Source organism: Pseudomonas sp. AMR01 (assembly GCF_041946035.1).
Taxonomy (GTDB): Bacteria; Pseudomonadota; Gammaproteobacteria; order Pseudomonadales; family Pseudomonadaceae; genus Aquipseudomonas; species Aquipseudomonas antarctica_B.
Map to the genome: position 1 here is coordinate 258904 of NZ_JAUTYR010000004.1, position 26978 is coordinate 285881.

At 60.8% G+C, this 26978-nt stretch carries 24 protein-coding genes and 1 other RNA gene; 17 read left to right on the forward strand and 8 right to left on the reverse strand.

The genetic code is table 11. The annotated features are described in order from the left end of the window. Positions 1 to 183 precede the first annotated feature (183 nt). Complete coding sequence (locus Q7C20_RS06375; protein WP_375066395.1) at positions 184 to 2913, forward strand: LuxR C-terminal-related transcriptional regulator; 2730 nt, start codon at positions 184 to 186, stop codon at positions 2911 to 2913. Between the two features lie 71 nt (positions 2914 to 2984). Here Q7C20_RS06375 and Q7C20_RS06380 read toward each other — a convergent pair whose 3' ends face one another. From Q7C20_RS06380 to Q7C20_RS06395, 4 genes are read right to left on the reverse strand one after another with little or no spacing between them, the layout of a single operon-like run. After that, positions 2985 to 3548: a membrane integrity-associated transporter subunit PqiC gene (locus Q7C20_RS06380; protein ID WP_375066397.1), complete on the reverse strand. Its 564-nt coding sequence runs from the start codon at positions 3546 to 3548 to the stop codon at positions 2985 to 2987. A 14-nt stretch (positions 3549 to 3562) separates the two neighbouring features. Beyond that, positions 3563 to 5212, reverse strand: a complete 1650-nt coding sequence (locus Q7C20_RS06385) for an intermembrane transport protein PqiB (protein WP_375066399.1) — start codon at positions 5210 to 5212, stop codon at positions 3563 to 3565. After that, a complete protein-coding gene (locus tag Q7C20_RS06390) occupies positions 5193 to 5837 on the reverse strand; it encodes a paraquat-inducible protein A (RefSeq protein WP_375066401.1) in 645 nt (214 codons plus the stop codon). Before Q7C20_RS06390 ends, Q7C20_RS06385 begins: the two co-directional genes overlap by 20 nt. Beyond that, positions 5834 to 6424, reverse strand: a complete 591-nt coding sequence (locus Q7C20_RS06395) for a paraquat-inducible protein A (RefSeq protein WP_348061906.1) — start codon at positions 6422 to 6424, stop codon at positions 5834 to 5836. The genes Q7C20_RS06390 and Q7C20_RS06395 overlap by 4 nt, the downstream gene beginning before the upstream one ends. A 154-nt stretch (positions 6425 to 6578) precedes the next feature. Here Q7C20_RS06395 and Q7C20_RS06400 point away from each other — a divergent pair, with 154 nt between their 5' ends. Continuing rightward, on the forward strand, positions 6579 to 7223 hold the full coding sequence (locus Q7C20_RS06400) for an MBL fold metallo-hydrolase (protein WP_348061905.1): 645 nt from the start codon (positions 6579 to 6581) through the stop codon (positions 7221 to 7223). Positions 7224 to 7447: 224 nt separating this feature from the next. Next, positions 7448 to 8230, forward strand: a complete 783-nt coding sequence (locus Q7C20_RS06405; RefSeq protein ID WP_348061904.1) for an OmpA family protein — start codon at positions 7448 to 7450, stop codon at positions 8228 to 8230. 68 nt (positions 8231 to 8298) lie between these two features. On the opposite strand, the gene Q7C20_RS06410 is transcribed toward Q7C20_RS06405, so the two are convergent. The 4 genes from Q7C20_RS06410 to Q7C20_RS06425 form a co-directional block, all read right to left on the reverse strand. After that, entirely contained in the window at positions 8299 to 8880 is a 582-nt protein-coding gene (locus Q7C20_RS06410; protein WP_375066404.1) for a BON domain-containing protein, read from the reverse strand. Then, positions 8877 to 9470 (reverse strand): phosphoheptose isomerase, encoded by a 594-nt coding sequence (locus Q7C20_RS06415; protein WP_007904374.1) that lies wholly within the window; start codon positions 9468 to 9470, stop codon positions 8877 to 8879. The genes Q7C20_RS06410 and Q7C20_RS06415 overlap by 4 nt, the downstream gene beginning before the upstream one ends. 92 nt (positions 9471 to 9562) lie before the next feature. Next, the gene (locus Q7C20_RS06420) at positions 9563 to 9934 is read right to left on the reverse strand and encodes a YraN family protein (RefSeq protein WP_375066410.1); all 372 of its coding nucleotides are present in this window, start codon (positions 9932 to 9934) and stop codon (positions 9563 to 9565) included. Continuing rightward, a complete protein-coding gene (locus Q7C20_RS06425) occupies positions 9934 to 11745 on the reverse strand; it encodes a penicillin-binding protein activator (RefSeq protein ID WP_375066412.1) in 1812 nt (603 codons plus the stop codon). The genes Q7C20_RS06420 and Q7C20_RS06425 overlap by 1 nt, the downstream gene beginning before the upstream one ends. A 165-nt stretch (positions 11746 to 11910) precedes the next feature. Here Q7C20_RS06425 and rsmI point away from each other — a divergent pair, with 165 nt between their 5' ends. From rsmI to Q7C20_RS06495, 14 genes are all read left to right on the forward strand, one after another. Continuing rightward, positions 11911 to 12816: a 16S rRNA (cytidine(1402)-2'-O)-methyltransferase gene (gene rsmI, locus Q7C20_RS06430; RefSeq protein ID WP_348061365.1), complete on the forward strand. Its 906-nt coding sequence runs from the start codon at positions 11911 to 11913 to the stop codon at positions 12814 to 12816. Between the two features lie 85 nt (positions 12817 to 12901). Further along, an RNA gene (gene rnpB / locus Q7C20_RS06435) (RNase P RNA component class A) lies at positions 12902 to 13255 on the forward strand. Positions 13256 to 13610: 355 nt separating this feature from the next. Beyond that, positions 13611 to 14066, forward strand: coding sequence for a division/cell wall cluster transcriptional repressor MraZ (gene mraZ, locus Q7C20_RS06440; protein ID WP_064450756.1), 456 nt, complete (start codon positions 13611 to 13613; stop codon positions 14064 to 14066). Continuing rightward, the gene (gene rsmH, locus Q7C20_RS06445) at positions 14063 to 15010 is read left to right on the forward strand and encodes a 16S rRNA (cytosine(1402)-N(4))-methyltransferase RsmH (RefSeq protein WP_375066415.1); all 948 of its coding nucleotides are present in this window, start codon (positions 14063 to 14065) and stop codon (positions 15008 to 15010) included. Before mraZ ends, rsmH begins: the two co-directional genes overlap by 4 nt. Beyond that, positions 15007 to 15300 carry a cell division protein FtsL gene (gene ftsL / locus Q7C20_RS06450; RefSeq protein ID WP_348061363.1) on the forward strand — a complete coding sequence of 98 codons (294 nt, stop codon included), beginning with the start codon at positions 15007 to 15009 and terminating at the stop codon, positions 15298 to 15300. The genes rsmH and ftsL overlap by 4 nt, the downstream gene beginning before the upstream one ends. Further along, positions 15300 to 17042, forward strand: a complete 1743-nt coding sequence (locus tag Q7C20_RS06455) for a penicillin-binding protein 2 (protein ID WP_348061372.1) — start codon at positions 15300 to 15302, stop codon at positions 17040 to 17042. Before ftsL ends, Q7C20_RS06455 begins: the two co-directional genes overlap by 1 nt. Then, the gene (locus Q7C20_RS06460) at positions 17042 to 18505 is read left to right on the forward strand and encodes a UDP-N-acetylmuramoyl-L-alanyl-D-glutamate--2,6-diaminopimelate ligase (RefSeq protein WP_375066417.1); all 1464 of its coding nucleotides are present in this window, start codon (positions 17042 to 17044) and stop codon (positions 18503 to 18505) included. Before Q7C20_RS06455 ends, Q7C20_RS06460 begins: the two co-directional genes overlap by 1 nt. Next, entirely contained in the window at positions 18498 to 19868 is a 1371-nt protein-coding gene (gene murF / locus Q7C20_RS06465) for a UDP-N-acetylmuramoyl-tripeptide--D-alanyl-D-alanine ligase (protein WP_375066419.1), read from the forward strand. Before Q7C20_RS06460 ends, murF begins: the two co-directional genes overlap by 8 nt. Continuing rightward, positions 19868 to 20950, forward strand: coding sequence for a phospho-N-acetylmuramoyl-pentapeptide-transferase (gene mraY, locus Q7C20_RS06470; RefSeq protein WP_375066421.1), 1083 nt, complete (start codon positions 19868 to 19870; stop codon positions 20948 to 20950). Before murF ends, mraY begins: the two co-directional genes overlap by 1 nt. A 6-nt stretch (positions 20951 to 20956) precedes the next feature. Beyond that, a complete protein-coding gene (gene murD, locus Q7C20_RS06475) occupies positions 20957 to 22303 on the forward strand; it encodes a UDP-N-acetylmuramoyl-L-alanine--D-glutamate ligase (RefSeq protein ID WP_375066423.1) in 1347 nt (448 codons plus the stop codon). Then, a complete protein-coding gene (gene ftsW / locus Q7C20_RS06480; RefSeq protein ID WP_375066425.1) occupies positions 22300 to 23523 on the forward strand; it encodes a putative lipid II flippase FtsW in 1224 nt (407 codons plus the stop codon). The genes murD and ftsW overlap by 4 nt, the downstream gene beginning before the upstream one ends. Then, entirely contained in the window at positions 23513 to 24583 is a 1071-nt protein-coding gene (gene murG, locus Q7C20_RS06485) for an undecaprenyldiphospho-muramoylpentapeptide beta-N-acetylglucosaminyltransferase (RefSeq protein WP_375066427.1), read from the forward strand. The genes ftsW and murG overlap by 11 nt, the downstream gene beginning before the upstream one ends. Further along, on the forward strand, positions 24576 to 26021 hold the full coding sequence (gene murC, locus Q7C20_RS06490) for a UDP-N-acetylmuramate--L-alanine ligase (protein ID WP_375066429.1): 1446 nt from the start codon (positions 24576 to 24578) through the stop codon (positions 26019 to 26021). Before murG ends, murC begins: the two co-directional genes overlap by 8 nt. Next, positions 26018 to 26974 carry a D-alanine--D-alanine ligase gene (locus Q7C20_RS06495; RefSeq protein ID WP_348060764.1) on the forward strand — a complete coding sequence of 319 codons (957 nt, stop codon included), beginning with the start codon at positions 26018 to 26020 and terminating at the stop codon, positions 26972 to 26974. The genes murC and Q7C20_RS06495 overlap by 4 nt, the downstream gene beginning before the upstream one ends. Positions 26975 to 26978 lie beyond the last annotated feature (4 nt).

A 26978-nucleotide genomic window follows, 5' to 3' on the forward strand; every position in this document is an offset into this window, starting at 1 on the left:
GAGCAGGCAAGCCAGCTCTCACACTGGCTTCCTCCCACATTTTTGTTTGGGGTGGGCATCGGGATATTTTTTGTCGCAGTTCTTTTTCAGGCAAATGTTGCAAAGATCTACAACCTCGCCGCTTTTACCGCTAGTCTGCGGACATCTGCAATGCCGACAACAGCCTTCTACAAGAGCCCGGCGATGACTGATCTGTCCCGAATCCAAGGGCCTGCCAGCGCGGTTATTCCATCATTGGAAGCACGCTTTTACAGGCCACCGCTGCCCGACGGCTACGTGCTGCGCCCGCGCCTGTGCGAGCGGCTGAGCGCTGGCCTGGAAGGGCGATTGCTGCTGGTCAGCGCACCGGCAGGGTTCGGCAAAAGTTCGTTGGCGGTGGAGTTCTGCCAAAGCCTGCCCGCCCATTGGCACAGCCTGTGGCTGGGCCTGAGCCCTCGGGACAACGACCCCGGCCGTTTTCTTGAGCGCCTGCTCGACGGTTTGCAACAGTATTTTCCTCAAATCGGAGCCCAATCCCTGGGCTTGCTGAAAATGCGTCAGCGTCATCAGCCCTTTGCCTTTGAAGAGTGGCTCGACGGCTTGCTCGACGAGCTGGCTGAGCACCTGTCCACGCGCGCGCCCTTGCTGCTGGTGCTGGATGACTACCACCTCGCCCAAGGCCCGGTGCTGGATCGCTGCCTGCAATTTTTCCTCAATCATTTGCCCGATGGTCTGGTGGTGTTGGTCACCAGCCGCCAGCGCCCCGACTGGCACCTGGCGCGGCTGCGGCTCTCGCGGCACCTGCTGGAGCTGCACGAACAAGACCTGCGCCTGACCCACGATGAGTCGCTGGCCGTGCTGGACAAGCACAGCAACTCGCTGCGCGGCGAGGCATTGGAAAACCTCATCCGCCGCAGCGAAGGGTGGGTGGCGGGCCTGCGCTTCTGGCTATTGGCGATCTCCGAAGCGGGCACTGAAGGCGCGCTGCCACACAACCTGCACGGTGGCGAAGGGTTGATTCGCGATTATCTGCTCGAGGAAGTCATCGACTGCCTGCCCGCAGAAGTCCAGGCGTTCCTCTACGACACCGCCCCGCAGGAGCGTTTTTGCAGCGAACTGTGCGACGCGGTGCGCGATGCTCACGACAGCGCAGAAATCCTGCGTTACTTGAAGGCCCATCAGGTTTTTCTGGTGCCGCTGGACGACAGTGGCCACTGGTTCCGCTACCACCACCTGTTCTCCGATTTGTTGCGTACCCGCCGGGCGAGCAGTGCAACCTTGCCGATCGCCAGCCTGCACCTGCGCGCCTGCCGTTGGTTCAATGCTCAGGGCTTGATCGATGAAGCAGTGGAGCAGGCGTTGCGTGCGGGTCATCTGGATGTGGCAGCCAACCTGGTGCAAAACCTGTCGGAGGAGCAACTGCTCGCCGAACAGAATGTCGGCATGTTGCTGCGCTGGAAGATGGACCTGCCCGACAGCCTGCTGATCAGCACGCCGCGCTTGATCGTGCTCTACAGCTGGGCCTTGGGCCTGGCCTGCCAGTTGGATGCGGCGGAAGAACTTTCCGGTTATCTGAGCCGCTTTCTGCCGGCGCCGTCAGCCACCGCGCAAAAATCCATGCTGGCCCAATGGCTGGCGCTGAGCGGGATCATCGCCCGGGGCCGTGGGGATCGTGAATTGACCCAGCGCTATTGCAGCGAGGCGCTGGAAAGCCTGCCGCAAAAGCGCTATGGCCAGCGTCTGATGTGCCTGTCGACCCTGTCCAATCTGGCTATTGTGGATGCCGACCTGTGGCGTGCCCGCGGCTTGAACCGCGAATCCCTGGAACTGGCGCAGCGCGTCGGCAATCCGCTGTTTGAAGCACTGGCCCATTACGACCGCGCACGCGTCCTGCAAGCCCGGGGCGAAATTCTGCGCGCCCTCGATGAAGTGCACCAAGGCCTGCAGCGCTTGCACGGCCTGGCGCCCCAGCGGCTGTACGCGGTTCGCGCGCGCTTATCTCTTTACGAAGGCTTTTTGCTGTTGGTGCGCTGTCAGCCAGAAGCCGGCCTTGCCCGCTTGCGCGCGGGGCTCACCGAAGCCCGAGCCTGCCGGGACATCAGCGTGCTGATCGGGCATTGCGTGATCGCCAACTTCGAAGGGCGGCGCAATGATTTCGCCAAGGCGTTCGCCGAACTCGCCGAAGCAGAGCGCCTGATGCACATCTGGGACGTGCCGCCGATCTACTACCTGGCGATGATCACCCTGATCAAATGCGAGCTGTGGCTGGCCCAAGGGCGCACCGACCTGGCCGATGCCTGGCTGACGCGGCTTGGGCAAACCTACAACGGCGAACATGCCGCCGCCGCACCGGAGTTTCATCCACACCTGCCGCAACACATCGGGTTGCAACAAGCCGCGCTGGACGCCACCCTTCATCAGCCCGGCGCAGCGCTGCAACGTCTTGAAGAACTGGCGCAGCAAGCGCAGAACAGTGGCCGCCAGATGATTGCCTTGATGGCCCTGACCCAGCAGGCGCATTTATTGTTGGCGTGTGGCCACGAAGCCAAGGCGCGGCCGATTCTGGCACAGGCACTTGAGGCCGGAGCGGGTGGCGCGCTGCAACCGTTCCAGCGCTTGCTGGAAAGTTACCCCGACTGGATGCGCGAACACCTAGCCAAACACCCGCACAGCGTGCTCAACCAAAGCCTGTTGGCGCTGCTGCCGGCAGTTGCGGCCATCGAGACTCCGCCCACCCACGAAACCCTCAGCACCCGCGAGCTGGCGGTGCTGCAACTTATCGCTCAAGGTTGCTCAAACCAGGAGATCAGCAATCAGTTGTTTATTTCGCTGCACACAGTGAAAACCCACGCCAGCCACATCAACAGCAAGCTGGGCGTGGAGCGGCGCACCCAGGCAGTGGCGCGCGCCAAGTCGATGGGTTTACTGACCTGATGTCCTGTGGGAGCTTGCCTGCGATGGCATCAACTCTGTACGCCTGATGTACCCAGCCAGCTCCCACCTGTTTACTGCGGCGCAGTTGGGCACGTTGTCAGCGACGTGTCAGCGGTTTTGCTGACCAAGGCGGCGAAGCGCTTGAGATTGTTCTGATGGGCAGCCACCACGTCATCAATCGTCGGGCCAGCCGGCGACTGCAAGGTACTGCGGCACGTCAGCGGCGCGCGAGCACTATCACCCGTTTGCCGCAACCGCCATTTCACGTCGAGCAGCGCGTACTGACCGGGCACCGAGTCAAAGCGTTGTACCTCAACGCGCAACGACACGGGTTGCCGGGCATGACTGTTTGCCAACTGATCCACCAGCGCGCTTTTCAGCTCATCGGCCAAGGTTGCAGCCCACCACTGGGTTTCAAGAATCGCCACGCCACTATCACCTTGGCGAATCACGATCTGTGCGCGGTCGACTTGGGGCGGCACGCTGATGCTTTCAATGCGGATATCGCTTGCCTGTGCTTGAGTGCTGTTATTCCAGTGCACTGGGGTCAGGGTGTGGAACGCAATCGGCTCACTGCGGCAGGCCGCAAGTAGCAGCACCGCACTGACCAGGGTGATCTTCAACGGAAATGTCATGGCTGCTCCAATGCTCATTTGCGGGGTGGCCCTTGCAGGTCAGAGGGCGCGGCGTTGTCCGGCCGACCGCGAATCAGCGACTCTGGGTGGCGGCCAAGGTAGTCCGACAGCTCGCGCAAGGAGCGCGACATGCGTGCCAGTTCGTCCAAGGTTTGCGTCAGTTGTTCGCGTTGCGGCGAATCTTCGGCCAGGGTCGAGTTGGCCGATTGCAAGGTCTTGCTCACCTCACCCAAGGTGCTTTGCACGCCGGGCAGGGTCTTGGCGTTGAATTGGCCGAGGCCTTTGCGCAACTCGACGAGACTGCCGTCAAGGTTGCCGGCGATGCGCTCGATCGGCAGTTGGTTGAGCTTGTTGACGATGCCTTCCAGTTTTTCCTGCAACTGCTCCAGGTTGCCGGGGATCGTCGGAATGCTGACCGGGCGCAGGCTCGGGTCAAACGCGACTTTTTCGGCTTTCGGGTAAAAATCCAGGGCGATGTACAGCTGGCCGGTCAGCAGGTTGCCGCTGCGGGCCTGAGCGCGCAGGCCGTTTTCGATAAAGGAGCCGATCAAGCGCACACCGCCCGCTTCATCGTTGGGGTCATGGTTCGTGGCCTTGAGCAGCTTGGTGTTGGCCTCCCCGAGCAACTGTGGATAAATCACGATGCCGACGTCGATGGGAAAGCTGCGTTTCTTGGCGTCGAAATCCAGATTGATCGACACGACTTTGCCGAATTCGACGCCGAGGAATTCTACCGGCGCGCCGACTTTCAGACCGCGCAGTGCCTGATCAAAGCGCAAACTCATGTACTGCCCTTGGCCGTTCGGCGGGGCGAGGGCGCTTTGCTGGTCGTCGAACAGCTCGTAGGCGTGATCTTCGGCGGCCGGCGTGTCATTGGGGCTGTAGGGCGGCGCCTGAAACGCGATGCCCCCGGCCAGCATCGACGACAACGACTCGGTTTTCAGCGCAAACCCATTGGCGCCGACGCTGAGATCAATACCGCTGGCATTCCAGAACCGCGTGTTGTCGGTGACATACACATCATTCGGTGCATGCACGAAGATTTCGATATTCACGCCTTTACCATCGTCATCCAGCTCATAGGCCACGACCTGGCCGACCTGAATTTTGCGGTAATACACCGGTGAGCCGATATCCAGGGAACCCAGGCCCTGGGTATGCAGGGTGAAACGTTTGCCCGGCTCGCCATAGGTGATGGGCGGCGGGTTTTCCAGGCCTTTGAACTGTTTGGCGCGAGTGTCGGATTGGCCGATGTCGGCACCGATATAGTCGCCGGACAGCAAGGTATCGATGCCCGACACGCCGCCTGCGCCGATACGCGGCCGGACTACCCAGAACTTTGAATCTTCGCGAGTGAAGCTTTCAGCCTGCTTGGCCAGCTTGATGGTGGCGTTGACGCTTTTCTGGTCATCGCTCAAGGCCACGTCGGAGACTTGGCCGATCACCACGCTGCGGTATTTGACTTCGGTTTTGTTGGCGACCAGGCCGCTGCCGGTCTTGAAGTTGAGCACAATGGTCGGGCCTTGTTGCAGCACGCTGTGCACCACCAGCGAAATACCCACCAGCACCGCAACAATCGGCACGATCCACACCAGCGAAACGCTGAAGCGCCGCGTCTTGATCGCGGGAGTTCCTGGGCGGGGTTCAGTGTTGGGCGACGTCATCCGAGAGTTCCTTATTGTGTGGGTTTTCCCAGATCAGCCGTGGGTCGAAACTCATGGCCGCCAGCATCGTAAACACGACCACCAAGCCAAAAAACAGAATACCCAGGCGGGGCTCGATGGTGCCCAGCGCCTGGAACTTTACCAGTGCGGCCACCAGCGCCACCACGATCACATCGAGCATCGACCAGTAGCCAATAAGTTCGACGAATCGGAACAGCTTCGAACGCTGCTTGCGCGCCCAGAGGCTGTTGCGCTGCACGGTGACCAGCAGCAGCGTGAGCGACACGAACTTGATGCCCGGCACCGCAATGCTCGCGATGAAAATGATCAGCGCGATGTCCCAGGCGCCATGCTGCCAGAACTCCAGCACGCCGCTCATGATGGTGCTGTCAGCGCCTGAACCGAGCATCGTAGTGTTCATCACCGGCAACAAATTCGCCGGGACATAAAAGGCCAGTGCCGTGAGCATGTAGGCCCAGGTGCGCGTCAGTGACTGCACCTTGCGCCGGTGCAGCGGTGCGCCGCAGCGGTCGCACTCGGTAGGTTCGGCGCTCATGTCGCAGGGTTGGCCGCACGCGTGGCACAGGCACAGGTTCAGCTCGCGGGCGGTCGGCGGCGCGTTCATACGGTGTCCCACAAATCGCGCACATCGCGCCCCGCAATGCGGATCAGCAACAGGCTCAGAACGGCCAATGCGAACAGGCCGATACCGGGCACTACCTCGAGCATGCCAGCCAGCTTGAACACGGCGACCATCGCGCCGAGCAGGCAGACCTCCAGCATGCTCCACGGCCTGAGTGCTTCCAGCCAGCGCATGCACACTTTGAACGCCGGTGAGCGCCGGCCGGTCAGGGCAAAGCTCAACACCCAGGCCAGCAACAGCAGTTGAAACACTGGCGCGATGATGATGGAAATGGCCGCCACCAAAGCGATAAAGGTGATCGGCCCCAGGCTCAGCGCAACCACCGAATCCCACAGGGTCGCGCTGTTTCTCAGGCCCTGCAGGCTGATGCTCATCACCGGGTAAAAATTGGCAAAGGTCCACAGCACCGCAGCGGTGACCGTCAGGGCGAGACGCTGCTGCACCGACAGACCGTTGTAGCGCTGAATGACGCCCTCGCAACGTACGCATAGGGCTTTTTGATGTTTGGCGAGCGTGACTTTGTCGTACACGCAGTCGCAGTGTTCGCAGATGACCCGTTGATTCGCCATATGTCTTGCTCCAGGCGCGACGCGCTGCGGACGTTGATTGCTGTGGGTTCAATGGCGCCTGAACAGCTTAGCAGCTGGTTTGATCCCTTCCGAAGCGGGGGCAACCTCAACCATACTGCGTCAGGAATGTGCCATAGAGCTTGCAGGAACGCCCATGATTCTTGAAAAAACCGCGCTGATTCGCGAAACCTTTCCCGTCGGCCCGTTGCAGTGCAACTGCACCATCATCGGTGACCCCGTTACTAAAAAGGCCATTGTGGTCGATCCGGGCGGCAACCACGAGCTGATCCTGGCCCGTCTCGATGCGCTGGGGCTCAAGGTGGTGAGCATCATCCATACCCATGCCCATCTGGATCACTTCCTGGCCTCAGGCCAGCTGAAGGAGAAGACTGGCGCCACGTTGCATCTGCACAAGGAGGACCAATTCCTTTGGGACAATCTGGAGATGCAATGCCAGATGTTTCGAGTGCCCTACACGCCGGTACCTTCGCCGGACCGTTGGCTGGAAGATGAAGAAGAACTCGCATGCGGTTGCGGCGTGGCCTTGCATACGCCGGGGCACACGCCGGGGTCGATGAGTTTCTGGTTCGCCGATGCCAAGCTATTGATCGCCGGCGACACGTTGTTCAAGCGGGGCGTGGGGCGTACCGACCTGTGGGGAGGTGACCAGGCGACGATCGTGCGTTCGATCAAGCAACGTCTGTACACGCTGGACGAGGGCGCGACGGTGGTTACCGGGCACGGGCCGGACACCCGTCTGGGCGATGAGATGCGTGAGAACCCGTTTGTTCGGGCGTAGGGAATAACCACGGCGGCAGGGTATGTTCTATACAAAGAATCGTCGTAGCAGCTCGCGTTCAGCCTGCGTCTGCTACGGTTTCTGTAGCGGTCATACTGGCTCATGTTTTGTAACAGTCGGGAAAGTGGCCACGGAATTTTTACCCTTTGTCGCGTTCCAAACTCGGCACAGGCCCATTGCCAATGTCCTTTGCACCACAGAATGCAAAAGTAGGAGCTCCCTTCATGTTCACTCCGCGTCGTCTTCTTGTTGTTGCAACCGCCGTAGCCTTGTTGTCGGGCTGCGCTTCACCTAATCCTTATGACGGCAGCCAGGGGCAGGCGAATAACGGTTCCCAAGGCGGCATCAGCAAAACCGCTAAATACGGCGGGCTGGGTGCTCTGGCCGGTGCGTTGGCCGGTGCCGCCATCGACCATAACAACCGTGGCAAGGGCGCACTGATCGGTGGTGCTATCGCAGGCATCGGCGCCGCCGGTTATGGCTACTACGCCGACCAGCAGGAAAAGAAACTGCGCGAGAGCATGGCCAACACCGGGGTTGAAGTGCAGCGTCAGGGCGACCAGATCAAACTGATCATGCCGGGCAACATCACCTTCGCCACCAACTCTGATGCTATCGCGAGCAGCTTCTACACGCCGCTGAACAACCTGGCGGGCTCGCTCAAGCAGTTCAACCAGAACACCATCCAGATCGTGGGTTACACCGACAGCACCGGCAGCCGTCAACTGAACATGGACCTGTCCCAGCGCCGTGCGCAGAGCGTGGCCAACTACCTGACTTCCCAAGGCGTCAGCCCGACCAACCTGAGCGCGCGCGGTGCCGGCCCGGATAACCCGATTGCCAGCAACGCCGACGTAAATGGTCGCGCCCAGAACCGCCGCGTAGAGGTCAACCTCGGCCCGATCCCTGGCCAGCAATATGGCCAACCCGCTGGCCAACAGCAGCAACAGCAAGCGCCACAGCAAAATAACCAGTACCAGGGCAACCCGTACCAGCAGTATCAATAAACGCTGGCCACTAAAAAGGGCGCCGTGCAGTCAATGCACGGCGCCCTTTTTTATGGCTGCGGTTTACATCAGTCGATGTATTCGAACAGCTTCACAATTTTTTGTACCCCGGACACGCCCTGTACCAGGTTGGATGCGCGGGTGGCTTCCGCCTGAGTCAAAAGGCCCATCATGTAGACGATGCCGTTATCGGTGACGATTTTGATCCGTGAGCCTGGAACAGCGCTGTCGGTGAGCATCTGCGTCTTGATCTTGGTGGTCAGCAATGCATCGTTGCTGATAGCCAGCAGCGTGATCGGGTCCATGACCTGCAATTCATTGTTGACCTTTTTCACCCGTTGTACGCTCGAGGCTGCTTGTTCAGCCTGGGCCTTGAGGTCGGCACGCGGGGTTTGGCCGGCGAGCAATACCACGCCGTTGAAGCTGGTTACCACAATGCGTGACGCACCATTACCCAAATCGGTAGCGGCCTTGGCGACGTTGACCTTGACCTTGGTTTCGATCAGCGAGTCATCAATGGTGCTGCCGAAGGTGCGTGTGCCCTTGTCGTCCTGGATGGGGGTGTCACGTGTGGCGGTGATTGCCGTGCTGCAGCCGCTGATGGCGACGCACAGCGTAATGGCCAAAAGGCTGAGGCGGTTAACGGTCATTCTTCACTCCCGAACAGTTGGCTGTCGATCAGATCGCACAGGCAGTGGATCGCCAGCAGGTGGACTTCCTGGATACGTGCGGTGACGTTGGCCGGGACGCGAATCTCCACGTCCTCAGGCAGCAACAGCGAGGCCATGCCGCCGCCGTCGCGTCCGGTCAATGCTACGACAATCATTTCGCGATCATGTGCGGCCTGGATCGCTTGAATAATATTGGCCGAGTTGCCACTGGTGGAAATCGCCAGCAGCACATCGCCTGGTTGACCCAGGGCGCGAATCTGCTTGGAGAAGATTTCGTTGTAGCTGTAGTCGTTGGCGATCGAGGTGATCGTAGACGAGTCAGTGGTCAAGGCAATGGCCGGCAGGCTCGGGCGCTCGCGCTCGAAGCGGTTGAGCAGCTCGGAGGAGAAGTGCTGGGCATCACCGGCCGAACCGCCGTTGCCGCACGAAAGCATTTTGCCCTCGTTGAGCAAGGCATTGACCATGACCTGACTGGCTTGCTCGATGTGCGGTGCAAGTACGTCCATCGCCTGTTGCTTGGTGTCGATGCTGGCCTGGAAAAGCTGGCGAATTCGGGATTGCATGTCCATCTGTGTGACCTTAAGTAGCGCGGCTGTTTGGCACAGGAATGTGCAGCCCGCAAAGCAAAGAGCAAAAGTGTGTGGTGAAGATGTCCGGTGAATCAGCTGTCGAAGGCATTTTTGAGCCAGTTCAGATCAGCTGTGCCAGACGGTGTGCTTTCTATGGCAACCACATCGAAACGGCAGGGTGAGTCAGCCCAGCGATGCTCTTTCAGCAAAAAATACTGCGCGGCGAATATCAGCTTCTGACGCTTGCGCCCGTCGATACTGGCGAGCGCGCCACCCCATTGTGCGTGTTTTCTGTAGCGCACTTCGACGAATACTACTGTATCGCCGTCAAGCATGACCAGATCAAGCTCACCGCGTTTACACAACCAGTTCTGCGCCAGAAGGCGCAGACCTTGGCTTTGCAGATACGCGAGCGCTTGAAGTTCGGCGTCCTTGCCGGTTTGCGCGCGGGACCGCTCGGGCATTAGCGCGGGGTGTCCGGCAGGCGCTGGATATCGCCGCCGACGAACTTGGCCCATGGCAACTGGCGGTCAACGCGCTGGTTGGCGTTGATGCCCAGGCTGCCCGAAAGACCGTCAATGCGCGTATCCGGCAGCGCCTTCAGTTGACCCAGGCGCGGAGCCAGGCGGTAGGCGTCAACGCCCATCGCGTACAGACGGCCGAGGCTGCCATTGGCCTGCGGCCATTGTGCGGCAACCTGGTTACGCAGCGGGTCAGTGGTGTTAAGCAGCCAAGGGGTTTCGCAGAACATGACGTTGGTCATGTCCAGGTACTGGTTCTTGTCGCCGCTGGCGCTGAATACGTGTGAGGTGGCGTACACAGGCACATCACCGGCGTACTGGAAGTTCAGGGTCGGCTTGATCTGCTGGGCCAGTTGCGGCGGCACGGCCATGAAGATGAACTCGATGTCCTGGCGACGTGAAGGTTGCGCGGCTACGTCAGTACCGACGGCGCTTTGCAGGCTCTTGGCGCGGCCTTCGCTTTTACGCAGTTGGAACAGGTCGGCAATCTGCTGGGCGAGGGCCACCGGCTGGTCAACGTATTCAACGCCAACAACGGTGCCACCATTTGCTTCCCAATCCTGACGGAAAGCCTTGTAGACACGCTCGCCCCACTCACCACGCGGCACCATGGCAGCGGCGCGGTGCAGGCCGTCGGCGCGGGCGCGGCGCGACACTTCACGGGCTTCGTCTTCAGCCGCCAGGCCGAACTGGAACAGCTGCGGCGGGTTTTGTTCGGCTTCGCTGTAGTTCAGCGCCAGGGTCGTGATGGGCAGTTGTGGGCGTGCGCTCAGCTGTTTGACCAGCGGTTTTTCCAGCGGGCCGACGACCAGTTGCACACCGGCGGCCTGGGCCTTGGCGTAGAAATCATCAAGGGACGTCAGGCGCGAGCTGTCAAAGAACTCAATAACTGGCGGTTTCTGCCCGGCTTGTTCGGCCTGGAAGTGCGCGGCCATAAAGCCTTCGCGCAATGCCTTGCCGACCGATGCCAGCGGGCCATCTTGTGGCAGCAGCACGGCAATCTTGTTCAGGGGCTGGCTGGCCAGTTCCTTGAGTTTGGTCAGCGGGGAGGGCAGGTTCACTGCCGCCGGATGCCCTGGGTTCTGCGCGCGCCAGGTATCAATGGCGGCTTGCTGTTGCTCCAGGGTGCCGGCGCCTTTGATCGCTTGGGCCAGGCTGATCCAGCCATCAAGAATCTGATTGCCGCTGGCTTGCAGCTGTTCGGCTGGCAGTGCGGCAATCAGTGTCCAAATGGCTTCGTGGTTGCTCGCGGCAGCCTCGCCAGTGAGCAGTGGCGCCAGGGCAACACGCTCGCGAGCGGCGGCCAGGGTCTGACCATCGGCTTCATAAGCGCGGGCATGCACGGTGCCAGTACGGATCTGCTGGTCAGTCGGCAGTTCCTTCAGGCTTTGCAGGCTTGGGTGGTTCAAGGCCGCCAGCGCGGCTTTTGGCTGGTTGCGCGCCATGGCCAATTCGGCGGCCAGGGTGCTGGCGAAGATTTGCGCGGCCGGCTTCAGGGTAACCAAGGGAACCTGCGCAAGAATCTGCGACGAGCGGCCAGGGTTGTTCTGGTGGAACGCCAGGTCGGCCGCACTCAGGCGCAGTAACGCTGCCTTTTCCGGGGTACTGGCGGAGGCAGCCTGTTCAAGCAGTTGCTCGATACTGGCATCCGGGGTCCGTGGAAGGTCGCCAAGGCTCGACGAGGGCGAGCTGGCACACGCGGCCAGTAAGGCAGCGAGGCAGAGGGCGGAGAGCAGCCGCAGGCAAGCGATCATGTAAGCGTTCCTGATACCGAACAAATTAGCGTGGAAGTGTACCCAAGCACTGGCCCAGGCGCGATGTTAGTGGCGTGAAACCGTTGATTTAGATCGTGCAATTGTTACGAGCGTGCATCCACGGTTGATCTCGAGGGCATGGTATCGAAGCGCCTACGCGCTACAATGCGATTTTTCTCAACCATCGAGGTGTGCGTTTTGACTGCTCCAGGTCCTTTGAATTCCACTGCAGGCTCGCTTTTTGTCGTGGCGACGCCCATTGGCAACCTGGACGACATCAGTGCTCGGGCGTTGAAAGTGTTACGCGACGTTAAACTGGTCGCGGCGGAAGACACTCGGCATTCCCAGCGGTTGATGCAGCATTTTGGTATCAGCACGCCACTAGCCGCGTGCCACGAGCATAACGAGCGCGAGGAAGGCAGCCGTTTTATCACCCGCCTGTTGGCAGGCGACGACGTGGCGCTGATCTCCGATGCCGGTACACCGCTGATTTCCGATCCGGGTTACCACTTGGTCCGCCAAGCGCGGGCCGCAGGTATCAATGTAGTGCCTGTTCCGGGGGCGTGCGCGCTGATTGCAGCATTATCCGCTGCCGGCTTGCCGTCGGACCGCTTCATTTTTGAAGGTTTCCTGCCCGCCAAGGCCGTGGGGCGCCGCGCGCGCCTTCAGGCCCTCAAGGAAGAGCCGCGCACCCTGATCTTCTACGAAGCGCCGCATCGCATCCTTGAATGCCTGCAGGACATGGAGCTGGTGTTCGGTGGCGAGCGCCTGGCGCTGCTGGCGCGTGAGTTGACCAAGACCTTTGAAACCCTCAAGGGCTTGCCGCTGGAAGCGCTGCGCGCCTTCGTCGAAGGTGACAGCAATCAGCAGCGTGGCGAATGTGTGGTGCTGGTGGCGGGCTGGACCGCACCTGAAAATGAAGATGCGGTTGGTAGCGAAGCCCTGCGCATCCTGGATCTGCTGCTTAAGGAAATGCCGCTCAAGCGTGCCGCCGCCCTTGCCGCAGAGATTACTGGCCTGCGCAAGAATGTGTTGTATCAAGTGGCGCTGGATAAACAGAAAGGCGAATAGTTCCGGGGTCAGACCGGCATTCCGTCTGGACGTGATGGCATTAGTACTTGTCCTGAGGCCGCCGTGCCGTTAACCTGCGCGGCGGAGAGTCGATTGGACAGTCGCTGCCCTCTATGAAAATTAGGGGGGGGAGGAAAGTCCGGGCTCCATAGGGCGAAGTGCCAGGTAATGCCTGGGAGGCGTGAGCCTACGGAAAGTGCCACAGAAAATAACCGCCTAAGCACTTCGGTGCCGGTAAGGGTGAAAAGGTGCGGTAAGAGCGCACCGCACGACTGGCAACAGTTCGTGGCTAGGTAAACCCCACTTGGAGCAAGACCAAATAGGGTCCCAAGGCGTGGCCCGCGCTGGGACCGGGTAGGTTGCTAAAGATGTCCAGTGATGGCCATCGTAGACGAATGACTGTTCAAGACAGAACCCGGCTTACAGATCGACTCTCCACCTTTTTTCCTTCTGTCCGAGTCTCGGGCAGAAACCCGGTAGTAACGCAAGAATCCCTCCCTGCCAAATCATTGGCAGATGCATCTTCGTAATACCAAAAAAATCTTACTCTTAAGAAATTACTTTAACTTCAAGCTATAGCTCGCTGAGCTAGCTGCGGTTACTGAGTCAAAAACATCGTCAAACTCTCGTTTCTCCTCCTTTTACGCTCCTAAATCTCCGTTCTGTAAGGCTTTTCCTTGAATCCGCGCCTTGACGGTGTGGTGGGCGCATTCCTATAGTGTGCGCAAGTGGCGGAAAGTGGCACAAAGTGGGTTTTTTGAACTTGAAATGCTAAAAATTGGAGAAACGCATCTGTGTTTCGCGGAGCTAACGCTATCAGTCTCGATGCAAAAGGCCGTCTCGCTATGCCGAGCCGGTATCGTGACGAGCTCGTTTCGCGAAGTTCGGGCCAGTTAATCATCACGATTGACGCCGTTGATCCTTGTTTGTGTGTTTATCCACTCGATGAGTGGGAGTTGATTGAAACCAAATTGCGCGCTCTGCCTTCATTGCGTGAAGAAAACCGCCGCCTTCAGCGTTTGCTGATCGGTAATGCCGTCGACCTTGAGCTTGACGGCAGTGGTCGTTTCCTGGTGCCGCCGCGTCTGCGCGAGTACGCCAAGCTGGATAAGCGCGCAATGCTGGTGGGCCAACTGAACAAGTTCCAATTGTGGGACGAAGATGCCTGGGATGCTGTGTCTGCAGCTGACCTGGCTGCTATTCAACAACCGGGCGCCATGCCTGATGAACTGCGTGATTTGATCCTGTGACTATTGATAGCGGCTTTAACCACATCACCGTACTGCTTGACGAAGCCGTTGAGGCTCTCGCCGTACGCGCGGATGGCTGCTATTTGGATGGCACCTTTGGCAGGGGCGGGCATAGCCGGTTGATACTCAGCCAGCTCGGGCCCGCCGGTAAACTTCTCGGGTTCGACAAAGACCCCCAAGCGATTGCCACCGGGCAAGCGCTAGCGGCCGAAGACGGCCGCTTTGTCGTTGTGCAGCGCAGCTTTGCCGAGCTGGGCGCCGAAGTCGCCGAGCGCGGCATGGCAGGCAAGGTGGCCGGGGTTTTGCTCGACCTGGGCGTGTCTTCGCCGCAGCTCGATGACCCGGAGCGCGGCTTCAGTTTCATGAACGACGGCCCGCTCGACATGCGCATGGACCCAACCCGTGGCGTCAGTGCAGCCCAGTTCATCGCCACCGCGCCCCATGAAGAAATCACCCGCGTGTTCAAGGAATACGGTGAAGAGCGCTTCGCCGGCCGCATGGCCCGTGCCGTGGTCGAGCGTCGCGAAATACAGCCGTTTGAGCGCACCGCCGACCTGGCCGAAGTGCTGAAAGTCGCCAACCCTGCGTGGGAAAAGGGCAAGAACCCGGCGACCCGCGCGTTTCAGGGCCTGCGCATTCACGTGAACAACGAATTGGGCGATCTGGAAGCCGGCCTCGAGGCCGCTCTGGAAGCCCTGGAAGTGGGCGGGCGCCTGGTGGTGATCAGCTTCCACTCCCTGGAAGACCGCATTGTTAAGCTGTTCATGCGTCGGCTGGTGAAGGGCGAGTCCGATAACCTGCCGCGCAACCTGCCGGTGCGTTTCGAAGCCTTTGTGCCAAAAATCAAAATCCATGGCAAAGCACAGTTCGCTTCCGAAGCCGAACTCAAAGCCAACCCTCGTTCCCGTAGCGCCGTTATGCGCGTCGCGGAGAAGTTGCGGTGAGCAAGCTTTTCGCCAAGCCCCTGCCGGGCGGCAGCTTCTTTATGTTGCTGTTGTTCATCGGCGTACTGGTCTCCGCGATTGCGGTGTCGTACAGCGCGCACTACAACCGCCAATTGCTCAATTCCCTCTATGGGGAACTGAGTGTGCGTGACAAAGCGCAGGCGGAATGGGGCCGGTTGATCCTTGAGCAAAGCACCTGGACGGCGCACAGCCGTATCGAGACGCTGGCCACCGAACAACTGAAAATGCACATCCCTGGCGCGGCCGACGTACGCATGGTGGCGCCATGATGAAACTTGAGGGTGCACTCTACCCATGGCGCTTTCGCCTGATGATCGGCTTGCTGGCCTTGATGGTCGGCGCGATTGTATGGCGCATTATCGACCTGCAAGTGGTTGACCGTGACTTCCTGATCGGCCAGGGCGATGCCCGTAGCCTGCGTCATATTCCGATTCCTGCGCACCGCGGCCTGATCACTGACCGTAACGGCGAGCCTCTGGCTGTCAGTACGCCGGTGACCACCCTGTGGGCCAACGCCAAAGAGCTGCAAACTGCCAAGGAAAAATGGCCTGAACTGGCGGCTGCGCTGGGCCAGGATCCGAAAGCCCTGGCTGAGCGTCTCGAAGCCCAGGCCAATAAAGAATTCATCTACCTTGTTCGTGGCCTGACGCCTGAGCAGGGTCAGCAAGTGCTTGACCTTAAAGTCCCCGGTGTCTATGGCATCGAGGAATTTCGTCGTTTCTACCCGGCCGGTGAAACCACCGCGCACATGGTCGGCTTTACCGACATCGATGACCACGGTCGCGAAGGCGTAGAGCTGGCCTACGATGAATGGCTCGCCGGGGTTCCGGGCAAGCGCCAGGTCATCAAGGATCGGCGCGGCAGACTGATCAAGGATGTGCAGGTCACCAAAAACGCCAAGGCCGGTAAGCCCTTGGCGTTGTCGATTGACCTGCGTCTGCAGTACCTGGCCAACCGCGAGCTGCGTAACGCGATCATCGAGAACGGCGCCAAGGCCGGCAGCCTGGTGATCATGGACGTGAAGACCGGCGAGATTCTGGCCATGGTCAACCAGCCGACCTACAACCCGAACAACCGTCGCAACCTGCAACCGGCGATGATGCGCAACCGCGCGATGATCGACGTGTTCGAGCCTGGTTCGACCATGAAAGCCATCTCCATGAGTGCCGCCCTCGAAACCGGGCGCTGGAAACCCAGCGACAAAGTCGAGGTTTACCCTGGCACCCTGCAGTTGGGCAAATACACCATTCGTGACGTGTCCCGCAGCGAAGGTCCAGTGCTGGATTTGACAGGCATCCTGATCAACTCCAGTAACGTGGGCATGAGTAAAGTCGCCTTTGATATCGGCGGCGAAACCATTTATCACCTGGCGCAAAAAATCGGCTTGGGCCAGCCCACCGGTCTGGATTTCCCGGGCGAGCGCGTGGGTAACCTGCCGAACTACCGCGACTGGAAAAAAGCCGAGACCGCCACGCTTTCCTATGGGTACGGCCTGTCGGTGACCGCGATCCAGCTGGCCCACGCCTTCTCTGTATTGGCCAATAACGGGCGCATGGTTCCGCTGAGCCTGATCCATATCGACGAAGCGCCGAAAGCCACTCAGGTTATTCCGGAAAACGTCGCCAAAACCATGCAAGGCATGCTGCAACAAGTGATCGAAGCACCGCGCGGTGTATTCCGTGCCCAGGTGCCGGCGTATCACGTGGCAGGCAAGTCGGGTACCGCACGTAAAACGTCGGTGGGCACCAAGGGCTACGCCGAAAACTCGTACCGCTCGCTGTTTGCCGGTTTCGGCCCGATGAGCGACCCGCGCTACGCCATCGTCGTCGTGATCGACGAGCCAAGTAAGGCCGGCTACTTCGGTGGCCTGGTATCGGCGCCGGTGTTCAGCAAAGTGATGTCCGGCACCCTGCGCCTGATGAACATCACGCCGGACAACCTGCCGCCGACTCAACAAGCGAACGCCGGACCACCGGCCGCTGCGGTAAAAGCCAATGGAGGGCGCGGCTGATGTCTCTTAGCCTGAACAAGATTTTTGCCCACGCCGGTCGCGATCTGTTGATCCGCGAGCTGAGCCTGGACAGCCGTAATGTACGTGCCGGTGACCTGTTCCTGGCAGTGCCTGGCGGCAAATACGATGGCCGTGCGCACATCGCCGATGCCCTGCAACGCGGCGCTGCAGCCGTGGCGTATGAAGTGGAAGGCGCCACCGTGCTGCCGATCACTGACGTGCCGTTGATTCCGGTCAAGGGCTTGGCGGCGCAACTGTCGGATATCGCCGGGCGCTTTTATGGTGACCCGAGCCGTCATCTGAATGTGGTTGGCGTGACCGGCACCAACGGCAAAACCAGTGTGACCCAATTGGTCGCCCAGGCCCTTGACCTGCTGGGTCAGCATTGCGGCATTGTCGGCACCCTGGGTACCGGCTTTTACGGCGCGCTGCAAAGCGGCCTGCACACCACGCCAAACCCGATTGCCGTGCAAGCTACCCTGGCCGACCTGAAAAAGGCCGGTGCCAAGGCGGTTGCCATGGAAGTCTCGTCTCACGGCCTGGATCAGGGCCGCGTCACTGCCCTGGCATTCGACGTGGCGGTGATGACCAACCTGTCCCGCGACCACCTGGACTACCACGGCACCATGGAAGCGTACGCCGCTGCCAAGGCCAAGCTATTCGCCTGGAATGACTTGAAGTGCCGGGTGGTCAACCTCGATGACGCGTTCGGTCGCCAATTGGCCGCCGAAGACAGCGAAGCGCGCCTGATCACCTACAGCCTGGAAGATTCCAGCGCGTACCTGTATTGCCGCGAAGCCCAGTTTAATGATGAAGGCGTACTCGCCACCTTGGTTACGCCTCAGGGCCAGCACCACTTGCGCAGCGCTTTGCTCGGTCGTTTCAACCTGAGCAACGTCCTGGCCGCCATTGGCGCATTGCTCGGCCTGGATTACGCCTTGGACGAAATCCTGCGCGTGCTGCCAAAACTCGAAGGCCCAGCCGGTCGCATGCAGCGCCTTGGCGGCGGCACTCAGCCGTTGGTGGTGGTCGATTACGCCCATACCCCGGACGCCCTGGAAAAGGTATTGCTAGCCTTGCGCCCACACGCCAAGGGCAAGTTGCTGTGCCTGTTCGGCTGCGGCGGTGACCGCGATCGCGGCAAGCGCCCACTGATGGCTGAAATCGTTGAGCGCTTGGCCGATGGCGTGCTCGTCACCGACGACAACCCGCGCAGCGAAGCGCCGAGTCAGATCTTTGACGACATCCGTGCCGGCTTCAAAGACGCGTCCAAAGTGACCTTCGTCGCCGGTCGCGGCGCCGCCATCGCGCAATTGATCGCCAGTGCCAGCGCTGACGACGTGGTAGTGCTGGCCGGTAAAGGTCACGAGGACTACCAGGAAATCAACGGCGAGCGCCATGCCTTTTCCGACCTGGTTGAGGCGGACCGTGCCTTGACCGCCTGGGAGATCGCCCATGCTTAAAACGATGACGTTCAGCGAACTGACCCAGGCCCTTTCGGCCCGCGTGCTGTCGAGCGATTGCAGCTTCGACGGCGTCAGTATCGACAGTCGCAACATCACACCGGGCCAGTTGTTCGTCGCACTGGCAGGCCCGCGTTTTGATGGTCACGACTACCTGAACGATGTCGCCGCCAAAGGTGCCGTTGGCGCGTTGGTACAGCGGGAAGTAACGGATTCCACGTTGCCGCAGTTGCTGGTCACCGACACGCGCCTGGCACTTGGCCAATTGGGTGCACTCAACCGCGCCGCTTTTGACAAGCCCGTTGCAGCCATCACCGGCTCCAGCGGCAAGACCACGGTCAAGGAACTGCTCGCCGGTGTACTGCGCACGCGCGGGCCGGTACTCGCGACCCGTGGCAACCTGAACAATGATTTCGGCGCTCCGCTGACCCTGCTCGAACTGGCCCCGGAACACACGGCGGCGGTCATTGAGTTGGGTGCTTCGCGCGTCGGCGAAATCGCCTACACCGTGGCGCTGACCAAGCCCCACGTTGCGATCATCAACAATGCCGGTACCGCCCATGTTGGCGAGTTCGGCGGCCCGGAAAAAATCGTCGAAGCCAAGGGCGAAATCCTTGAAGGCCTCGATGCTTCGGGCACTGCTGTATTGAATCTTGACGACAAGGCCTTCGAAACCTGGCGTGTACGCGCCGCCGGTCGCAAGGTCCTGACGTTTGCTGTGCTGAACGCGGCCGCAGACTTTCATGCTTCCAACATCACCGTCGATGCCCGTGGCTGCCCGTCGTTCAACTTGCACACCCCGCAGGGCAGTGAGCATGTGCAGTTGAATTTGCTCGGCAACCATAACGTCGCCAATGCCTTGGCCGCCGCCGCTGCTGCGTACGCCCTGGGCGTGTCGCTGTTCGGTATCGCCACCGGTTTGGGCGCGGTGCAGCCGGTCAAAGGCCGCACCGTGGCGCAACTGTCGACCAACGGCATGCGCGTGATCGATGACACCTACAACGCCAACCCGTCCTCCATCAATGCCGCGGTTGACCTGCTCAAAGGCTTTGCCGGGCGCAAGGTGCTGGTGCTGGGCGATATCGGCGAGCTGGGCGACTGGGCCGAACAAGGCCATCGCGAAGTCGGCGCTTATGCCGCCGGCAAAGTCGACGCGCTGTATGCCGTCGGCCCGAACATGGCGCACGCCGTCGACGCCTTCGGTCTCGGTGCGCGGCATTTCGCGACCCAGGCCGAGTTGATCCAGGCACTGATGGCGGCTGAACAAAACAAAAACACATCCATTTTGATCAAGGGATCGCGCAGCGCGGTGATGGAAAACGTCGTCGCGGCCTTGTGTGGCTCAAGTACGGAGAAACATTAATGCTGCTGCTGCTGGCTGAGTATCTGCAACAGTTCCACAAAGGCTTCGCGGTCTTTCAGTACCTGACCCTGCGCGGGATTCTGGGTGTGCTGACCGCGCTGACTCTGTCGCTGTTCCTGGGGCCGTGGATGATCCGCACCCTGCAGAACCTGCAAATTGGGCAATCGGTTCGTAATGACGGCCCGCAGTCGCACTTGTCCAAATCCGGCACTCCGACCATGGGCGGCGCGCTGATCCTGTCGTCCATCGGTATCAGCACCTTGCTGTGGGCGGACCTGCACAACCGTTATGTCTGGACGGTGCTGCTGGTAACCCTGTTGTTCGGCGCCATCGGCTGGGTCGATGACTACCGCAAAGTGATCGAGAAAAACTCCAAGGGGCTGCCAAGCCGCTGGAAATATTTCTGGCAGTCGGTGTTTGGCCTCGGCGCCGCGATCTTCCTTTACACCACCGCGCCAAGCGCCGTGGAAACCACCTTGATCATCCCGATGCTCAAGGACGCCAGCATTCCACTGGGCATCGGCTTCGTGGTGCTGACCTACTTCGTGATCGTCGGCTCCAGCAACGCGGTCAACCTGACCGACGGCCTCGACGGCCTGGCGATCATGCCGACGGTGATGGTGGGCGGCGCGCTCGGCATCTTCTGCTACCTGTCGGGTAACGTGAAATTCGCTGAATACCTGCTGATCCCCTATGTGCCGGGCGCGGGTGAACTGATCGTGTTCTGCGGCGCGCTGATCGGTGCCGGCCTGGGGTTCCTGTGGTTCAACACCTACCCCGCACAAGTCTTCATGGGCGACGTCGGCGCACTGGCGCTGGGCGCAGCCTTGGGCACCATCGCGGTCATCGTCCGCCAGGAAATCGTGTTGTTCATCATGGGCGGTGTGTTCGTGATGGAAACCCTGTCGGTGGTCATCCAGGTGGCTTCCTTCAAATTGACCGGGCGCCGCGTGTTTCGCATGGCGCCGATTCACCACCACTTTGAACTCAAGGGCTGGCCCGAGCCACGCGTGATCGTCCGCTTCTGGATCATCACCGTGATTCTGGTGCTGTTCGGCCTTGCCACCCTGAAACTGAGGTAGAAACGAGTGTCCCTGATCGCTTCAGACCACTTCCGCATCGTTGTCGGCCTCGGCAAGAGCGGCATGTCCCTGGTTCGCTTCCTGGCGAACCGGGGCACGTCGTTTGCCGTGGCCGATACGCGGGAAAATCCACCGGAGCTGGTCACGCTGCGCCGTGACTACCCGCACGTGGAAGTGCGTTGTGGCGAGTTGGATGTCGAGTTTCTGTGCCGTGCCGATGAGCTCTACGTGAGCCCCGGCCTGGCCCTGGCGACACCGGCCCTGCAAGCAGCAGCGGCGCGTGGCGTGAAGCTGTCGGGCGATATCGACCTGTTTGCGCGCAACGCGAAAGCGCCGATTGTCGCCATCAGCGGTTCCAATGCAAAAAGCACCGTGACCACCCTCGTGGGTGAGATGGCGGTTGCGGCGGGCAAGCGCGTGGCGGTGGGCGGTAACCTCGGCACGCCAGCCCTGGATTTGCTGAGCGACGACATCGAGCTGTACGTGATGGAGCTGTCGAGCTTCCAGCTGGAAACCACCCACGACCTCGGTGCTGAAGTGGCCACCGTATTGAACGTGAGTGAAGATCACATGGACCGCTACAGCGGCCTGCCGGCATATCACCTGGCCAAGCACCGGATCTTCCGTGGCGCCCGGCAAGTGGTGGTCAACCGCCAGGATGCCCTGAGCCGTCCGCTGATGGGTGAGGGCCTGCCGTGCTGGACCTTCGGCCTGGGCACACCTGACTTCAAAGCCTTCGGCATTCGCGAAGAGAACGGCGAGAAATACCTGGCCTTCGAATTCCAGAACCTGATGCCGGTGCGTGACCTGAAAATCCGTGGCGCGCACAACCAGTCCAATGCCTTGGCAGCCTTGGCGCTGGGTCACGCCGTCGGCCTGCCGTTTGACGCGATGCTGGCCAGCCTGCGCACGTTTGCCGGCCTTGAGCACCGTTGCCAGTGGGTGCGCGACCTCAATGGCGTCAGCTATTACAACGATTCCAAGGCCACCAATGTCGGTGCCGCACTGGCCGCCATCGAAGGCCTCGGCGCCGATATCGCAGGCAAGCTGGTGCTGATCGCCGGTGGCGACGGCAAGGGCGCCGACTTCAAGGACCTTAAAGGTCCGGTGGCCGAATATTGCCGCGCCGTGGTGCTGATGGGCCGCGACGCTGACTTGATCGCCGCCGCCCTTGGCGATGGCGTGCCGCACGTGCGCGCAACCTCGCTGGACGACGCCATTGCTCAATGCAAAGCCCTGGCTCAGCCAGGCGACGCCGTGCTGCTGTCGCCGGCATGCGCCAGTTTTGACATGTTCAAGAACTACGAAGAGCGCGGCCAGCTGTTCGCCCGCGGCGTGGAGGCCTTGGCATGAGCATTAACTTCAGAAACATCATCAAGCCGTACCCGTCGCCGATTATCACCGGGCGCGGTATCGACCTCGATTTCCCGATGCTCGCCGGCTGCCTCGCGCTGCTCGGTCTGGGCCTGGTAATGATCACGTCGGCTTCCTCCGAAGTGGCCGCCGTGCAGTCGGGCAACACCCTGTACATGATGATCCGTCACTTGGTGTACCTGGTGATCGGCCTCGGCGCGTGCATCGTCACCATGATGATCCCCATCGCCACCTGGCAGCGCTTGGGTTGGATGATGCTGATCGGTGCGTTTGGCTTGCTGATCATGGTGATCCTCCCCGGCATTGGCCGCGAGGTGAACGGTTCGATGCGCTGGATCGGCTTCGGCGCGTTCAACGTGCAGCCCTCTGAGATCGCCAAAGTGTTTGTGGTGATCTATCTCGCCGGTTACCTGGTACGTCGTCAGAAAGAAGTGCGCGAAAGCTGGATGGGCTTCTTCAAGCCGTTCATCGTGCTGCTGCCGATGGCCGGCCTGTTGCTGATGGAGCCCGACTTCGGTGCCACCGTCGTGATGATGGGCGCTGCGGCGGCGATGCTGTTCCTGGGTGGCGTTGGCCTGTTCCGCTTCACCCTGATGGTGGTGCTGGCCGTGGCTGCGGTGACGGTGCTGGTGCAGGCCCAACCCTACCGGATGGCGCGACTGATCACCTTTACCGACCCGTGGTCCGACCAGTTCGGTTCCGGTTACCAGCTCACCCAGGCGTTGATCGCCTTCGGTCGCGGCGAGTGGCTGGGCGTGGGCCTGGGCAACAGCGTGCAGAAGCAGTTCTACCTGCCGGAAGCGCACACCGACTTCGTGTTCTCGGTACTCGCCGAAGAGCTGGGCGTGGTCGGTTCGCTGTGCACCGTCGCCCTGTTCGTGTTCGTGTGTATTCGCGGCATGTACATCGGCTTGTGGGCCGAAAGGGCCAAACAGTATTTCGCCGCCTATGTGGCGTATGGCTTGTCGTTCCTGTGGATCGGCCAGTTCCTGATCAACATTGGTGTGAACGTCGGCCTGCTGCCGACCAAGGGCCTGACCTTGCCGTTCCTCAGTTACGGCGGCAGTTCGTTGGTGATTTGCTGCGCGTGCCTGGGCTTGTTGCTGCGCATCGAGTGGGAGAGTCGAACCCATTTGGGCAGCGAAGAGATGGAATTCAGCGAAAGCGATTTTGCCGAGGAGCCGAACCATGGGCGCTAACGTGCTGATCATGGCGGGCGGCACCGGGGGCCATGTGTTCCCGGCCCTGGCGTGCGCAAGGGAATTCCAGAACCGTGGCTACACCGTGCACTGGCTCGGTACGCCACGCGGCATCGAAAACGAATTGGTCCCGAATGCCGGTTTGCCGCTGCATTTGATCAACGTCACCGGGCTGCGTGGCAAGGGCAAATTGTCCCTGCTCAAGGCGCTGTTTGTGTTGCTCAAGGCGGTATGGCAAGCCCGCAAGGTGATTCGCGAATTGAAGCCTGTGTGTGTGCTGGGCTTCGGCGGTTATGTGACCGGCCCTGGTGGTGTCGCCGCCAAGCTGGCCGGCGTACCGGTCGTTGTGCACGAGCAGAACGCCGTCGCCGGCACTGCCAACCGCTTGCTGGTGCCGTTGGCCGCGCGGGTGTGTGAAGCCTTTCCGAAGACCTTTGGTGCCTCGGACAAACTGCGTACCACCGGCAACCCGGTGCGTACCGAGCTGTTCATGGACATCGCCCGCCAGGCATTGGCCGGCCGCAAGCCGCACCTGCTGATCCTGGGTGGCAGCCTGGGCGCCGAGCCCTTGAACAAGTTGCTGCCTGAAGCAATCGCGCAACTGCCTGTGGAGTTGCGCCCTGAAGTGTTTCACCAGGCAGGTAAGAATCACGATGAAGTCACCGCCCAGCGTTATCGCGAAGCCGGTGTGGAGGCGAACGTACAGCCTTTCATCAAAGACATGGCCCATGCCTATGGCTGGGCCGACTTGGTGGTCTGCCGCTCCGGCGCGCTGACCGTCAGTGAACTGGCGGCCGCCGGTCTGCCGTCCTTGCTGGTGCCTTTGCCCCACGCCATCGACGATCACCAGACCCGCAACGCCGAATATTTGGCTGGGGAGGGCGCTGCCTTCCTGCTGCCGCAAAGAACGACTGGCGCCGCCGATTTGGCCGCACGCCTGACCGAGGTTTTGATGCAACCGGAACGACTCAACAGCATGGCGAGCACCGCACGCCGCCTGGCCAAACCTGACGCAACCCGCACCGTGGTCGATATCTGCCTGGAGGTGGCCCATGGTTGAGAATCAGAAAGCCATGCCACAACCGGAAATGCGCCGCATCCGTCGCATCCACTTCGTCGGTATCGGCGGCGTGGGCATGTGCGGCATTGCCGAAGTGTTGCTGAACCTGGGCTACCAAGTGTCCGGCTCGGACTTGAAAGAGTCGCCGGTCACCGACCGCCTGAAAACCTTCGGCGCACAGATCTTTATCGGCCACCGCGCCGAGAACGCTGCCGAGGCCGACGTGCTGGTAGTGTCCAGCGCCGTGAACACCTCCAACCCGGAAGTGGCGACTGCCCTTGAGCGGCGCATTCCCGTGGTGCCACGCGCCGAGATGCTCGCCGAGCTGATGCGCTACCGCCACGGCATCGCCGTCGCCGGTACCCACGGCAAAACCACCACCACCAGCCTGATCGCTTCGGTGTTCGCGGCCGGTGGCCTGGACCCGACGTTCGTCATCGGCGGCCGCCTGAATGCAGCCGGCACCAATGCCCAGCTCGGCACCAGCCGCTACCTGATTGCCGAAGCCGATGAAAGTGACGCGAGCTTCCTGCACCTGCAACCGCTGGTCGCTGTGGTCACCAACATCGACGAAGACCACATGGCCACCTACGACGGTGACTTCAACAAGTTGAAGAAAACCTTCGTTGAGTTCCTGCATAACCTGCCGTTCTACGGCTTGGCTGTGGTGTGCCTGGACGACCCGGTAGTGCGCGAAATTCTGCCGCTGGTCAAACGCCCGACCGTGACCTACGGCTTCAGCGAAGACGCTGACGTGCGTGCGATCAATGTGCGCCAGGAAGGCATGCAGACCTACTTCACCGTGCTGCGCCCAGACCGCGAGCCGCTGGATGTATCGGTGAACATGCCGGGCAACCACAACGTTCTGAATTCTCTGGCGACCATCTGCATCGCCTCCGATGAGGGCGTCAGCGATGAAGCCATCGTTGAAGGGCTGTCGCGTTTCGCCGGTGTGGGCCGTCGCTTCCAGGTCTACGGCCAACTGCCGGTAGAAGGCGGTGACGTGATGCTGGTCGACGACTACGGTCACCACCCAACCGAAGTTGCCGCCGTGATCAAAGCCGTACGCGGTGGCTGGCCGGAGCGCCGTCTGGTGATGGTCTATCAGCCGCACCGTTACAGCCGCACCCGCGACCTGTACGACGACTTCGTCAATGTATTGGCCGATGCCAACGTGCTCTTGTTGATGGAAGTTTACCCGGCCGGTGAAGAGCCGATTCCGGGTGCCGACAGCCGCAAGCTGTGCAACAGCATCCGTCAGCGCGGCCAGTTGGACCCTATCTACATCGAGCGCGGTGTGGACCTGGCGCCGATCGTCAAACCGCTGCTGCGCGCCGGTGACATCCTGCTGTGTCAGGGCGCCGGTGACATCGGCGGCCTCGCGCCCAAATTACTCGCGAGCCCACTGTTTGCCGCGCAAAAGGGGACGTCGAAATGATCACTGACTACGGCTCCCTGTTTTCCACAATCGCACCTGCCGACTTCGGTCGCGTAGCGGTGTTGTTCGGCGGCAAGAGCGCTGAGCGCGAAGTGTCGCTCAAGTCTGGCAACGCCGTGCTTGAAGCCCTGCAAAGCGCCGGTGTAGACGCCTTTGGCATCGACGTGGGGGATGATTTCCTCGCTCGCTTGCTGGCCGAAAAAATCGACCGCGCCTTCATCATTCTTCACGGCCGCGGCGGTGAAGACGGCAGCATGCAAGGCTTGTTGGAGTGCGCAGGCATTCCCTACACCGGCAGCGGCATCCTCGCGTCGGCGCTGGCCATGGACAAGCTGCGCACCAAGCAGGTTTGGCACAGCCTGGGCATTCCAACACCGCGCCACAGCGTTCTGTGCAGCGAAGACGATTGTATTTCTGCAGCCGAGGAACTGGGCCTGCCTTTGATCGTCAAACCAGCCCATGAAGGCTCCAGTATCGGCATGGCCAAAGTGAACTCGGCCGCCGAATTGATCGACGCATGGAAAGCGGCAAGTACCTACGATTCGCAAGTGTTGGTGGAACAGTGGATTTCCGGTCCCGAGTACACCATCGCCACCCTGCGTGGCCAGGTATTGCCGCCTATCGCATTGGGCACGCCCCACACCTTTTACGACTACGACGCCAAGTACGTGGCTTCCGATACTCAGTACCGGATCCCGTGTGGCCTCGATGCAACCAAGGAACATGAATTGATGGACCTCACGGCGAAAGCCTGTGAGGCGCTGGGTATCGCCGGTTGGGCGCGGGCAGACGTGATGCAGGATGACCAAGGGAATTTCTGGTTCCTTGAAGTCAACACCGCACCCGGCATGACCGACCACAGCCTGGTACCTATGGCCGCGCGTGCCGCCGGTCTGGATTTCCAGCAGTTGGTGCTGGCGATTCTGGCGGCCAGTATTGAGCCTCGAGGCTAAGAAC

What these genes read in the sequence shown, in the direction of transcription:
- rsmI (WP_348061365.1), top strand. Translation starts at nt 11,911, where the DNA reads ATGCGATTTTTCTCAACCATCGAGGTGTGCGTTTTGACTGCTCCAGGT.
- Q7C20_RS06405 (WP_348061904.1), top strand. Translation starts at nt 7,448, where the DNA reads ATGTTCACTCCGCGTCGTCTTCTTGTTGTTGCAACCGCCGTAGCCTTG.
- Q7C20_RS06410 (WP_375066404.1), bottom strand. Translation starts at nt 8,880, where the DNA reads ATGACCGTTAACCGCCTCAGCCTTTTGGCCATTACGCTGTGCGTCGCC.
- Q7C20_RS06390 (WP_375066401.1), bottom strand. Translation starts at nt 5,837, where the DNA reads ATGAACGCGCCGCCGACCGCCCGCGAGCTGAACCTGTGCCTGTGCCAC.
- Q7C20_RS06380 (WP_375066397.1), bottom strand. Translation starts at nt 3,548, where the DNA reads ATGACATTTCCGTTGAAGATCACCCTGGTCAGTGCGGTGCTGCTACTT.
- Q7C20_RS06415 (WP_007904374.1), bottom strand. Translation starts at nt 9,470, where the DNA reads ATGGACATGCAATCCCGAATTCGCCAGCTTTTCCAGGCCAGCATCGAC.
- Q7C20_RS06425 (WP_375066412.1), bottom strand. Translation starts at nt 11,745, where the DNA reads ATGATCGCTTGCCTGCGGCTGCTCTCCGCCCTCTGCCTCGCTGCCTTA.
- murF (WP_375066419.1), top strand. Translation starts at nt 18,498, where the DNA reads ATGCTTAAAACGATGACGTTCAGCGAACTGACCCAGGCCCTTTCGGCC.
- Q7C20_RS06455 (WP_348061372.1), top strand. Translation starts at nt 15,300, where the DNA reads ATGAAACTTGAGGGTGCACTCTACCCATGGCGCTTTCGCCTGATGATC.
- murG (WP_375066427.1), top strand. Translation starts at nt 23,513, where the DNA reads ATGGGCGCTAACGTGCTGATCATGGCGGGCGGCACCGGGGGCCATGTG.
- Q7C20_RS06495 (WP_348060764.1), top strand. Translation starts at nt 26,018, where the DNA reads ATGATCACTGACTACGGCTCCCTGTTTTCCACAATCGCACCTGCCGAC.
- Q7C20_RS06385 (WP_375066399.1), bottom strand. Translation starts at nt 5,212, where the DNA reads ATGACGTCGCCCAACACTGAACCCCGCCCAGGAACTCCCGCGATCAAG.
- Q7C20_RS06395 (WP_348061906.1), bottom strand. Translation starts at nt 6,424, where the DNA reads ATGGCGAATCAACGGGTCATCTGCGAACACTGCGACTGCGTGTACGAC.
- Q7C20_RS06400 (WP_348061905.1), top strand. Translation starts at nt 6,579, where the DNA reads ATGATTCTTGAAAAAACCGCGCTGATTCGCGAAACCTTTCCCGTCGGC.
- Q7C20_RS06375 (WP_375066395.1), top strand. Translation starts at nt 184, where the DNA reads ATGACTGATCTGTCCCGAATCCAAGGGCCTGCCAGCGCGGTTATTCCA.
- mraY (WP_375066421.1), top strand. Translation starts at nt 19,868, where the DNA reads ATGCTGCTGCTGCTGGCTGAGTATCTGCAACAGTTCCACAAAGGCTTC.
- Q7C20_RS06420 (WP_375066410.1), bottom strand. Translation starts at nt 9,934, where the DNA reads ATGCCCGAGCGGTCCCGCGCGCAAACCGGCAAGGACGCCGAACTTCAA.
- Q7C20_RS06460 (WP_375066417.1), top strand. Translation starts at nt 17,042, where the DNA reads ATGTCTCTTAGCCTGAACAAGATTTTTGCCCACGCCGGTCGCGATCTG.
- ftsW (WP_375066425.1), top strand. Translation starts at nt 22,300, where the DNA reads ATGAGCATTAACTTCAGAAACATCATCAAGCCGTACCCGTCGCCGATT.
- murC (WP_375066429.1), top strand. Translation starts at nt 24,576, where the DNA reads ATGGTTGAGAATCAGAAAGCCATGCCACAACCGGAAATGCGCCGCATC.